At 43.4% G+C, this 12840-nt stretch carries 10 protein-coding genes; 9 read left to right on the top strand and 1 reads right to left on the bottom strand.

All coding sequences use genetic code 11. The annotated features are described in order from the left end of the window. The first annotated feature begins 11 nt into the window (after positions 1-11). The 8 genes from AOC03_RS06415 (at position 12) to AOC03_RS06380 (ending at position 10298) form a co-directional block, all read left to right on the top strand. Positions 12-1592 (top strand): transcription antitermination factor NusB, encoded by a 1581-nt coding sequence (locus AOC03_RS06415; protein WP_062534328.1) that lies wholly within the window; start codon positions 12-14, stop codon positions 1590-1592. 63 nt (positions 1593-1655) lie between these two features. Then, entirely contained in the window at positions 1656-3077 is a 1422-nt protein-coding gene (gene thrC / locus AOC03_RS06410) for a threonine synthase (protein ID WP_062534326.1), read from the top strand. 315 nt (positions 3078-3392) lie between these two features. After that, on the top strand, positions 3393-4490 hold the full coding sequence (locus AOC03_RS06405) for a LysM peptidoglycan-binding domain-containing protein (RefSeq protein WP_204247897.1): 1098 nt from the start codon (positions 3393-3395) through the stop codon (positions 4488-4490). 91 nt (positions 4491-4581) lie between these two features. Further along, a complete protein-coding gene (gene dprA, locus AOC03_RS06400; RefSeq protein WP_062534322.1) occupies positions 4582-5802 on the top strand; it encodes a DNA-processing protein DprA in 1221 nt (406 codons plus the stop codon). Between the two features lie 115 nt (positions 5803-5917). Next, positions 5918-6565, top strand: a complete 648-nt coding sequence (locus AOC03_RS06395) for an L-threonylcarbamoyladenylate synthase (RefSeq protein WP_062534320.1) — start codon at positions 5918-5920, stop codon at positions 6563-6565. Between the two features lie 181 nt (positions 6566-6746). After that, the gene (locus tag AOC03_RS06390; protein ID WP_062534318.1) at positions 6747-7739 is read left to right on the top strand and encodes a TIGR01777 family oxidoreductase; all 993 of its coding nucleotides are present in this window, start codon (positions 6747-6749) and stop codon (positions 7737-7739) included. Between the two features lie 198 nt (positions 7740-7937). Next, the gene (locus tag AOC03_RS06385) at positions 7938-9020 is read left to right on the top strand and encodes a metallophosphoesterase (protein WP_062534316.1); all 1083 of its coding nucleotides are present in this window, start codon (positions 7938-7940) and stop codon (positions 9018-9020) included. A gap of 141 nt (positions 9021-9161) precedes the next feature. Beyond that, on the top strand, positions 9162-10298 hold the full coding sequence (locus tag AOC03_RS06380) for a metallophosphoesterase (protein ID WP_062534314.1): 1137 nt from the start codon (positions 9162-9164) through the stop codon (positions 10296-10298). A gap of 87 nt (positions 10299-10385) precedes the next feature. Here the strand turns inward: AOC03_RS06380 and AOC03_RS06375 are convergent, their stop codons facing one another. Continuing rightward, complete coding sequence (locus AOC03_RS06375) at positions 10386-11765, bottom strand: alpha/beta hydrolase (protein ID WP_062534312.1); 1380 nt, start codon at positions 11763-11765, stop codon at positions 10386-10388. A 420-nt stretch (positions 11766-12185) separates the two neighbouring features. Between AOC03_RS06375 and grpE the strand changes: the two genes are divergently transcribed. Continuing rightward, complete coding sequence (gene grpE, locus AOC03_RS06370) at positions 12186-12791, top strand: nucleotide exchange factor GrpE (protein WP_062534310.1); 606 nt, start codon at positions 12186-12188, stop codon at positions 12789-12791. Positions 12792-12840 lie beyond the last annotated feature (49 nt).

The following is a 12840-nucleotide window of genomic DNA, read 5'->3' as shown; positions in this document are numbered from 1 at the left end:
ATTTACGTAATATGAGACACCACGCAAGCGCGTCTAACACCACTAGAAATAACAAAAACAAGCCATCAAGCAACCTTAAAATGGTCGGTAGCGTACGAGCGCGCGTCATTCGTACCTTGCTTGCTATCCAAAATGGACAATCGCTGTCTAGCGTCCTTGACCCATTATTAAACAGTTTGCATGAAGGCGATAAAGGCTTTGCACATGCGCTATTATTGACGACTTTGCGTCAGTGGTTTGCACTTGAACGTCTACTTAATACGTTAGCGGTTAATAATATCGATGAGATCGAAGTCCGTACTACCATTCAAGTGGGGCTAACGCAGCTGTTATATTTACAAGTTGCTGACCATGCCGCGATTCATGAAACGGTTGAAGCGGTAAAAGAAATCGAATTTGCGCATGCCTCAGGTTTAGTAAATGCGATTTTACGTAAAGTGGTTAAAAATACCCATAAATACCGTAAAAAATGTGATAAAAATCACAGCTTACCAAACTGGCTTGCTTATCAGCTAAAGCAAGATTGGAGCGAAGAATATGCAGCCTTGACTCAAGGGCTGCGTCAGCCTGCGCCGATGTTTTTACGCGCCAACACCACGATTAATACCATCGATGCTTATCAACAATCCTTAGTTGAAGCAGATGTTAGTGCTGATATGGTCGAGTTAGTCAGTGCGTTACAACTGCCAAATGCAACTGATAATGCCGCTACGAGCGTACACACTCAAGCGTTACGTTTAGAGCAAAGCACCGCCGTTGCTGGTTTGCCGTCATTCGCAGAAGGCGCTGCCAGTGTGCAAGATATGCACGCCCAACTTGCCGCGCCCTTGATTCACCAAGCACTTATTAATAAAGTAAATGCTGATGCGCTTAAAAATGATGCAGAGAACACCAATGAGCTGCACATTTTAGATGCGTGTGCGGCACCGGGTGGCAAGCTTGCGCATTGGTTAGAGCTGTTAAATACCGATAAGCAATCGCCATTGTTTCATGTGAAACAACAAGATACTGACGAGACTAGCGATTCGACTAGCAGTCGCACGGTTAAGCTCACTGCTATTGACAATGAAGCGCCGCGTATTACGCGCATTCATGAGAATTTAGAGCGTCTACATTTAGCACAGTCTGAGCATATTAATCTTAATATCGTCTGTGCCGATGCGACAAGATGGCAAGGTATTGGTGAATCTAAACCGCAACAAGCCGATAAAAACGCGCCTGTATTTGACGCGATATTATTGGATTCGCCTTGTACCGCCACTGGTGTAATTCGTCGCCATCCAGATATCAGTCTGTTACGTGCCGAAGAAGACGTGGAACAAACCGTGTCATTACAAGCAGAAATTCTAGATAACCTGTGGGCACAACTAAAAGTTGACGGCTATTTGTTGTACGTCACTTGTTCGATATTAAAGCAAGAAAACGTCGAGCAGATGCAGGACTTTTTACGTCATCATACCAATGCTACGGCGATTGAATTTACTGAAGCCTGTAATTGGGGTATCGCTCAAGACGTTGGTCGCCAATGTTTGCCAATAGATAGCGCGAGCGGTGACGGTTTTTATTATGCGCTGCTAAAAAAAACCGTTTAATCAATATTCTTTAATAAGCACAGTTAACCATTAAAATAAAATCATTGTAGGTAGGGAAACGCTATGAAATATATCAGTACCCGTGGTCAAACGGCGCCAATGGACTTCAGCGATGTGTTGTTAATGGGGCTTGCGCCTGATGGTGGCTTGATGCTGCCTGAGCATTATCCGCAAATTGACAGTGCAACCCTTGACGAATGGCGCACGCTAAGTTATCCGAAGCTAGCGATGGCGATTATGCAACGTTTTGCTACCGATATCCCAGCGGCTGACCTACAAGATATTATTGAGCGCACTTATACCACCGACGTATTTGGTAGTGCTGATATTGTTCCGGTACGTAAACTGGAAGATAACCTCTATATTTTAGGCTTATCCAATGGTCCAACTTTAGCGTTTAAAGATGTGGCGATGCAATTTTTGGGTAATGCCTTTGAATATGTGCTGAAGAAAAAAGACGCGCGTATTACCATCATTGGCGCCACCAGTGGCGATACGGGCAGTGCGGCTGAATACGCATTGCGCGGTAAGGACAATATTGAAGTCTTTATGTTGTCACCACATGGCAAAATGAGCGAATTTCAGCGCGCGCAAATGTACAGTTTGACCGATGCCAATATTCATAATATCGCCATTGACGGTATGTTTGATGATTGCCAAGATATCGTTAAAGCCTTGCAACAAGATGCCGAATTTAAAGCGGCTTATGATTTAGGCACGGTGAATTCTATCAATTGGGGGCGTATCCTCGCGCAAATTGTCTATTACTTTAAAGCCTATTTTGCCGTCACCACTAGCAATGACGAGCAAGTCAGCTTTAGCATTCCGTCAGGGAACTTCGGTAACATCTGCGCCGGTCACATTGCCCGTGAAATGGGTTTGCCAATTGGGCGTTTAATCGTTGCGACCAATGAAAATGACGTGCTCAATGACTTCTTTAATAAAGGCGCGTATCAGCCGCGTCCGACTGCCAAAACTTATATTACCTCTAGCCCATCTATGGATATCTCCAAAGCCTCTAACTTTGAGCGTTTTGTGTATTTGCTGCTCGATAAAGACAGCGCCCGCGTTCATGAACTATTTGAAGGGGTAAAATCGGGTCAAGGTTTTGATTTAGCCGATTTAATGCAAGCGGTACAGACTCGTTATGGTTTTGCAGCCGGTAAATCTACGCATAGCGACCGCTTACAGACCATTAAAGCATTGTATGAGCAGCATGGTGAATTGGTCGATCCGCATACGGCTGATGGTATTAAAGTCGCTAAAGAATTGCAGCAAGACGGTGAAGTCATCATTTGCGCAGAAACGGCACTGCCTGTGAAATTTGCGGATACTATTGTGGAAGCGATTGGACAAGTCGATATTGCGCGTCCTGCACACACTGAAGGTTTAGAAGATTTACCACAGCACGTGGTCATCTTGGATAATGATGCCGAATTGGTGGCGGCGCAAATTCGTCAGTATGTTAATGCAAACCCAGCTTAGAGATATCCTGTTGATGTAAAAATAAGGGCTTTGTTTCACGTGAAACAAAGCCCTTATTATTGTATAACCATTAAGTTGTGAGATTTTTAATAAAATAAATAAGGTTCAGCAGCAAATATTGCTAGCATAAAGGTTACGCTTTTGTAAAATAGTGTTTAATATTGTACTATTGCTTATCTATTTGTACATTCAAAAAGTATCAGCTGGCAGCACTGCTTCAGATATCGTTATCGGTATGCGTTTATAACAATATTCTTTATAAATAACTCATTACCACAACGCCAGCGCTAACCCTTACTCATTATGGATATAAAAATGAAAACAAGCCTAAACGTGATGGCGAAAGCGCTGTTAATCACCGCCTTTAGTAGTACGCTGATGATGGCGACTGCACATGCTAATAATCCTGCACCAACCATTAAGGCAGATGCCCCCAATCGCTATATTGTGAAAAAGGGCGATACCTTATGGGATATCTCAGGTCGCTATTTAGATAGTCCGTGGCGCTGGAAAGAGATTTGGGCGACCAACAAGCAAATTAAAAACCCCAATCTCATTTATCCTAACGACATTCTTATTTTATGTGTGATTAAAGGCAAAACGCTCATCGGTGTGGATACTGGTGAAGGCTGCGCGGGTGTCGAAAAGCAATTGACCAGTAATGTGGTTGCTGGTGCCGTTGCGATCACATCGACAGCCAATAGTATCCCTGCGATTCCGTGGTCAGCGATTCAGCATTGGTTAGATAAGACTATCATTGTTAATCCAAAAGACTTTAATACTACCCCATACATTTTAGCCTCGAAAAACCGTAACTTAATTACCGCCAGTGGCGATAAGGTTTATGCTAAAGGCGTTCCGCTGATCGTCGGTCAGCGTTATGGCATCTACCGTAAAGGCGAATTATATGTCGACCCCAAAACCCAGCAGGTCATTGGTTTAGAGGTCACGCAAGTGGCGACTGGTCTGGCGACAGCGGTAGAAAGTAATGGCGTCACCAGCTTGCAGCTGACCGACAGTTATGGCAAAGAAGTTCGTGAAGGAGATCGCGTCTTTGTCGAGCTAGATAACTCGATTCCACCGGTCTTTTATCCGACCCCTGCGACCGTCAGTCGTGGCGGCACCATTATACGGGTACTGGATTCTATCAGCTCTGCTGCGCGTGGTAGTGTGGTCGCTGTGAATTTAGGTCGTAGTCATGGGGCAAAGCCGGGCGATGTGTTGACGGTGTATCGCAAAGGTCCGTTGGTCAGTGACGTGATTGACAACGACACACCTGTACGCTTGCCAAGTGAGCCTGCAGGCATGGTGATGGTCTTTAACACCTTTGATAATATCAGCTATGCTTATGTCCTAAGCTCAGAGCTACCGCTTAATGTGGGCGATCAACTGCTGCCGCCACGTGATTTATAAGCAACTGTCCTATAAAAAAGTATGAAGCCTAACAAGGCAAATACTGTCTATGAGTAGAAGGCTAAGAGAACAAAACTATGAGCAGAAGACGATGACAGCCATCTCACCGATTTTATCAAATGATCAGCGCGCAGTATTGGCGCTGTGGTATGAGGTGAATGCGTCATTATCTGCTTATGACAAACTGGTCACCGCTTTTGGTAGCGCTCAGCAAGCGTGGATTGCTAAAAGTGGCGCTTGGCAGCAGTTAGGTATCCATCACAGTCATCTAAAGCGCCACGAACAATCACAGCAAACCCTTGAAAGTATTGATAACATTGAGCAAGCATTAAGCACTGGAAAGTATCAGTTATTATTTGCTGAACAATCTGAATTTCCGACACAGTTATTACAAATATTTGACCCGCCGCCGCTCTTATTTTGCCGTGGTAATATCGAGCGGCTACAGCAAGCGCAAATTGCCATTGTTGGTAGCCGTAAGCCTACTGCTCATGCGCAAAAAATTACTTTTGATATGGCGCAATATCTGGCGCAGGTGGGTTATGTCATCACCAGTGGACTGGCGATGGGCGTGGATAAACGGGCGCATCTTGGGGCGTTGGCGCAAGCTGATTCCGAGTTTCAAGGGCGTACCATTGGCGTTATGGGGACGGGCATTGATGTCTGCTATCCCAATCATCATGACCAGCTATTTACGCAAATTATTGAGCAAGGCGGCTGTCTCATCAGTGAGCTATTGCCGCACACTCAGCCGCATAAGCATACCTTTCCACGCCGCAATCGCTTGGTTGCCGGATTGAGCTTGGCAACGATAGACACTGAAGCGGCACTCAAAAGCGGCTCATTGATTACCGCCAGATTGACCTCTGAACAAGGCAAGCAAGTCTTTGCTATTCCAAGCCATATTGACAATAGTAATGCGGAAGGCTGTCATCACTTGATACGTGAGGGTGCAACGTTAATTTATCATCCTGAGCAAGTACTGGCGGATGTTCATCTACAACTGACCCCGCATCCTATCAATACTCAAAGCAGTACATACAAAGTTGACAACGCGCAGCAATCAGCAGCGACGTTAACAACGTCAAATATTGACACCCCTATCAATATTCAGCCGCAAAGTGTGGCTGTTCATTTACCGATTTCTAGCCATCTAACCGCTGTTTATGAGCAGCTGGATTGGCATGGTCAGGATTTAGATGCATTACTGGTAGCAACCGGACTTGCACCCCCAGAATTGATTGGGCAACTGATGGAGCTTGAATTATTGGGCGTGATTGGTGTACAAGGTGGGCGTTATTTGCGTCTGTAAAGCGATTATCCCTTAACGGTTATTCTCAAGACTTCTAAAAATTTAGGGAAGGTTTTATACTGTATTATTGTGTCCTTACTTAAATTGAATCCATTGTTTTATGAAATCACCAATAATGTCTCAAACACTATCTTTAACGACTGATTCCGTCATACAAGCCGCAGAATGGTTAAAGTCAGGGCGACTGCTTGCTTATCCTACCGAGAGCGTTTGGGGTATTGGTTGTGACCCTTTTAATGAGGCGGCAGTACAGCTGTTACTAGCAATCAAGCAGCGTCCAATAGACAAAGGCATGATTGTAGTGACCGATTGTGTTGAACGTATTGAACCACTGCTCAATAATTTACGTCCTACACAGCGCCAAGCCGTCATTGATAGTTGGGATATGTCCTCTCATACAACGGCTAAACAAGCTCATACGTGGCTATTGCCTTTGCCTCAAAATTCCTCTCATCCACTTACCGTTCCGATTCCTTCTTGGATAACAGGCGCACATGATAGCGTCGCGGTGCGTGTGATTGCACATCCTGTTATTAAGCAGCTGTGTGCAAACTTGGTTTCTGCTCATAATCCTTACGGCTTTATTGTCTCCACCAGTTGTAACCCATCTGGTCAAGCGCCTGCGTTGTCTTTAGCGCAAGCTCAGGCTTATTTTGTAGAGAATAATGACGGTGCGCAAGTAGGCTATTTACAAGGTGAAACCTTAGGTTATCAGATGCCTAGCCAAATCAATGATGCGTTAACAGGGCAGGTTCTTAGATAAGCTTTCATCTACGGCTAACGTCTTATTTACCAACGATTATTAATGGCTATGCCCTACAATTGTCCTCTTGTTTTTAACTCAGGTTTTTTGCCACACTATGCATAAGGCTGGGCAAACTCGTGCCTAAAAATAATACGGCTATAAAATAATAACGTTATAAAAAATATAAGGACAACCAGTCATGGACATTTTAATTAGTGGTGGCTCAGGATTTTTAGGCAGTGCTTTTAGTGACGAGATTATCAAGCGTTATCGCACGCAAGCTAAAGAGGTGCATATTACGTGGCTGACGCGTGACAGCAGCCAAGCGCACCCTGATAATATCACCATGATGACCTATGATGAGCTTGAAAAAACGGAGAGAAGTTTCGAGGTTATTGTCAATCTAGCCGGTACGGGTATTGCGGACTCGCGTTGGAGCGATGAACGTAAAAAACATTTGCTCGCCAGTCGAGTCAAGCCAACAGAGTCGCTATTGGCATTTATCGCTCGTCGTTCCATCAAGCCTAAGCTTTTGGTGAGTGGCTCAGCCATTGGCTGGTACGGTACGCAAGGCGAGCAACCGTTGACTGAGAGCAGTACGTTTAAAACGGATTTTTCGCACCGCTTATGTGATGAATGGGAGCAGCTGGCGTTAAAGGCGACTGAACATGGCGTACCTGTTGCCATAGTACGTACTGGCGTGGTCATTCATCCGGATGGCGGTATGCTTGGCAAGCTATTAACGCCCTTTAAATTCGGACTGGGTGGACAATTAGGCGATGGTAAACAAATAATGAGCTGGATTAGTCGCGACGATTGGGTCGGGGCTGTGATTTTTATTATTGAGCAACATTTAGCTAAAAAAGCAAATGCTCAGCAAGACAGTGACTCAACTGCGAATGATACTATCATGAATGACACTATAGCGAAGACGGCGAAAGACGCGCCAGCAACAGTATACAATCTCACGGCACCGAACTCAGTGACCAACTATACATTCACTAAGGAAGTTGGCGCATGGCTGCATCGTCCTACTTTTTTCACTTTGCCAAGCCCTGTTCTAAAATTAATGTTTGGTGAGATGTCGACCTTACTTATTGATGGACAAAAGGTAATACCCCAGGCACTATTGAATGCGGGTTATCAATTTAAATATCCTACTCTAAAAGAAGCGTTAGAAAATCAGTCATAAATTGCCAGTAATCTTAATAGTTTCACGTGAAACAAGATAATGCGCTAGTAAATCTTTAATAATTTACTGGCGCATTATCTTTTTACTTTCATGATTAATCATAAATGATTGGGGACAGTAGCAAAGATACTCAATCGATATAGTGAGTGACAAAGTTTTGGCTTAAGCTATCGGCATATTTTATGATTAAAACTATTTATGATTTTACCTTTTATTATTATCACCCAACTATTAGCGTTCACAACCAGCGTCATCATGTGGTGGCTCATTCAGCCTAAAAGCCGTAGTCGAAAGCTCATATTGGTCACTATTATTGTGCTGATTAATAATGTAGCGCTGATATATGGGCTGACTGAGTTTTGGCGGGCGCGATTCCATATTTATTTAGTCGTGAGTATTTTGCAAGGCTTTATGGTTTATGCAGCGTTGATAACGGCGGTTATTGCAGGCATTTACCGTTATGGATTCAGGCAGCCATCGCGACCTAAGCTCATTCGGGCGCTAGCGGCTATCATATATATTGGTATTGTTGGATGGGCAGTATTTAATGCTTACTCTCCGGTGGTGCATCATTTGACGGTAAAAACGGATAAGCCTTTAACTAAACCGTTAACTGTAGCATTGGTATCTGATACCCATTTAGACAGATGGTTTGGCAATCGCCAATTGAAAAAATTAGTCAATCTCATTGAGGCGCAGAATGTTGATACGGTAGTTTTCGCAGGCGACATGATGAATGACCGCACCTATTATTATGATAAAACCAATATGCATGAGCAATTGTCAAAGCTGCGCGCTCCGCTTGGGATTTATGCGGTATTGGGCAATCATGATTATTCCGGTAATCAGGCAGCTATTGCTAAAGCGGTGACGCGTGCAGGGATACGGGTTATTGATAATAAAAGTGTATTGTTAGATGACTCTGTATGGCTGGTAGGACGCTCAGATGCCACTGATCCTAGACAGCGCCAATCAGCCGCAGATTTATTAGCGCCGATTGATACTGATAAGCCAGTGATATTTTTGGAACATAGTCTTTGGGATATGTATGAGATAAGTGCGCTACCGATAGATTTATATTTAACGGGGCATACTCACGGTGGGCAGATATTTCCATTAACTATATTATTGAAGTGGTTTCAACCCTTGTTATATGCGGCTAAACAGGTTGACGATACCCAGTTTTTGGTAACGTCAGGTTATGGCTTCGGTGCTGTGCCATTTAGATTAGGAACGCGCTCTGAGATTTGGGTGGTGACGTTACAATCGACTAAGCAGTAATCGCCCAATTAATAATGGTCTAAGCAAGAATCGCCTAAGTAATAAGCGTCTAAGGAATAGCCACTATCAAATCCAATTCTGCTGTTAATTTTTCTGCGTTCACCTGACAATATGGCTGATTAAACGGCTTTAGGAAAAATTATGCGCTATGCATTTTTTATGATTATCATTGTACTGTTAGAGCTGTTTAGTTTGGGCGCGGCACTAAGCTTGCAATGGTGGTTACAGCCGTGGGTGATATTGATTCCGACACTGAAGCCAGTGATATTTAGCGTAATATTTGCTGTAAGTAATGGGCTATTACTGCTCAGTGTGAGTAAGTTGTTTAGCAATGGTTACCGCTGGATAAGTGGTTGGATGTTGGTCATGCATTTTATGATGCTGACCGCGTTGTTGACCAGTTTATTGTACGGTGGCTCTTGGCTTATTAGTGTGGTTTTTGCTGAGACTAATACTTACTATGACATCAGTGGTTTATGGTTGCGTGCGTTTGCTTTGGTTGTTTTTGTAGGGCTGTTTATTTGTGCGGTATATAGCGCTTATATTCCCGTTGTGCGCAAACGGACGATTCATATTGATAAACCGATGGCTGCGCAATTACGCATCGCAGTAGCCAGTGATTTGCATATCGGGCGTTTGTTTGGGAGGAAGGCAATAGATAGACTGCAGCGTTTGGTGGTACAGTCTGAGGCAGATATGCTGTTGATGCCAGGCGATATTATGGATGACAATACCCAAGCATATACCGCTTTTGGTATGTCTAAGCAGTTAGAAAACTTATGTCAAAGTCTACCGTATGGGGTGTATGCTACTTTAGGTAATCATGATTTATATGGTCATGAACAGTCGATTAGCTACGCTTTACGGCAGGCGGGCGTACAGTTATTAACCGATGACGTGCGGTGTATAGATTATAAAAGTCAGCCGATATGGTTGGTAGGTCGCTTTGATAATCATAAGTCTCAGCGCGTGGCGACGACCGAGCTACTGGCGCAAGTGAATACGGATGAGCCTGTTATCTTATTAGACCATCGACCTAGTGATATTCTGCTTCATAGTCAGCTGCCCATTGATTTACAAGTCTCAGGTCATACGCATAATGGACAGATATTTCCTGCAAACTTCATTGTTAAGGCGATTAACCGTTTGGGCTACGGTTATGAAGCGATTGGACAGGGACACTTTGTAGTGTCGTCCGGTTATGGCTTTTGGGGCATTCCATTTCGCTTGGGGTCACGTTCTGAGATTTGGCTCATTACCTTAACAGGTCAGTCTTAAAAAGCAAAATAGACACCATATCTTCAGTCCTTTAATATCTTTTGTAATATGCCTTTTTATTTTTTATTTCAACGTCATTGCATGCGTTCATGTAGCAATTATCTGCCGTACAAAATTAGTAAATTCATCAATAATATGAATCATTTCGCGACCAATACCTTGATGGACACTCATCAAATGAGTAAAACCGTGTGGTGCGCCAAGCATGGTATGCGTCTGTACCTTGATGCCATAACCTTGTAGCTGCTTGGCATACACCAGCGCTTCGTCACGTAAAATATCCAATTCGGCAGCGACAATATAGCTCGGACATATTTGCGTATTATCACCACTGATGGGCGAGATAAGCGCGTGCGGTTGTGTTAAAGAGCTATCTTGCAGGTAAGCGGCATGAAACACTGCAATATCATTATAATTCAGAATTAAGCCTTGACCATATAACTTCCAGCTTGGATAGTCTGTGCCGATATCGGTGATTGGATATAACAACAGTTGTGCCAGCGGACGCGGTAAATTTTGTAGCTGCTCAAAAATATCAACGCTGAAGTCATTAAGCGTATTGTTATCTTCCTGTTTATCAGAGGGTTGCCCAACAGTGGCGTTACTCACCTGCTGCGCGACCAATGCGGCAAGTCCGCCACCTGAGCTATCACCCGTTAACACGATACGCGATGATGATGCACCCAAAATATGGGCATGCTTCGTCAACCAACTATAAGCCTCGAGACTGTCTCTAATCGCGGTAGGCGCAGGATGTTCCGGTGCGAGTCGGTAGTCCACACTCACCACCGCCCAACCCGTTTGCGCGCAAACGACATGACAAAACTCCTGATCTGTATTGACATCACCGAGACAGAATCCGCCGCCATGAAAAAATAACATTACCACGTTGTCAGCGTTCGGCTCATCACCACTCAGCTCATCACCATTATGTGCATGATTATTTTTTGCTTGATAACAGCGAATAATCATGTCGCCGCCGTCAGCATTAGCGATAATCTTATCTTGCCATTGCACGGTATTACCGTTTTCATTAGCGTTAATATTAAAAATTTTTCTATTGTTACTTACTTTATTTTTACTGAGTTTATTTTTAATAATGTCAATTTTAAGATGCTCGTCAGTATTTGTTTGCTGCCATACGCTTGGTGACTGAAAAGCGACCATCTCAGTTGCAAATTTTTGCCGTAACTGGAGCAACTGTGTGATTTGGATGGGCGGTTTGAGCTTATCGTTTAACCCGATGATTAATCGCATATGTGCATCAGCGTGAGGATACTGCGCAGCCGTAGGCGCGTTTAAATACTGATTAAGTTGCTCAAGCGCTGACGTGGGTAGGTCACCTAGCCCTTTGACGATATAATGCAGTAAGTGTCGTTGGTTGGCATGCTTAAAGGCAGTAGTTTCTAGTGTTTTCACCGCTCTTGTTATCAATGCCTCTGACGATGGTATCGGTAAAATTCCCATAACTTCCCTTATATGGTAAAAACAGTCCGTATAACCGTTACGAGTCAAGCGCTATCACCACCGTAATAAAAAAATAATCATCAAAATTAAGTGATACGTTTTATGCTTAACTTTTTTACAATGGTTCTTTTTTATAGTCATTGATGACCATCATAAAGACTATTTAAGCGCTATTTGCATAGATTTTAGTTAGGTTGTGTTAGCAAGTATGAAAAATCATTCTGCTTAGGCTTGAAATTTACCCTCATCACCTTTATCAAGAAGCTATTGAGCAACTATTTGTCAGTCATAAGTCAGTAAGAAAAATTAAACTGCAATATATGTATTGGCATAAACGATTAAGAGTAATAAACGACTATCGGTTAGCGCCGATTTTATTTTAAATGTAGGCATTATTATTAAAAAACATAAGGAGCTATCATGAGCGAACAAGCAGCCAATCACGAATTTGACACCCAAGATCCAAAGGCGACGCAAAGTAATATTGACCATGAGGGTAGTGTGCTAGAAGAGGCGTTGGATGAGTTTAATCCAGAAATGAATACAGGTACGAATGAAACCATCAAAAGCGAAATCGATATTGATGCTTTTAAAACGCGTATCGCCGAGCTAGAAGGCGAAGTGAAACAAGCAAAAGAACTCACTGCTCGTGCCAATGCTGAAACTTATAATGCGCAAAAACGTATTGAACATGAAGCCGATAAAAGCAAAAAATTTGCTCTACAAAAATTTGCGAGAGAATTGTTAGAAATCGTTGATAATTTAGAGCGTGCTGTTGAAAATGCGGATGCAAATGACCCCGTTATCGAAGGTGTGAAACTCACTCATAAAGCGCTGCTATCGGTGCTCAACAAAAATGGCGTTGATGTCGTTGATCCACAAGGCGATAAGTTCGACGCTGATTTCCATGAAGCCGTGGGTATTGATCCCGAAGCCGAAGCCGATACTGTAGGTACGGTTTTGCAAAAAGGCTATAGCTTAAATGGTCGCCTATTGCGCCCTGCTATGGTACGTGTTGGTCAATAAACCTTATTAGAAGTAAGGGTATTCACAAAACTTCACACAAAATAGAAAA

The organism is Psychrobacter urativorans (genome assembly GCF_001298525.1).
GTDB classification, from domain to species: domain Bacteria; phylum Pseudomonadota; class Gammaproteobacteria; order Pseudomonadales; family Moraxellaceae; genus Psychrobacter; species Psychrobacter urativorans_A.
Note: the sequence above shows the minus strand (reverse complement) of the source record. Positions and strands in the feature narration are given on the sequence as shown.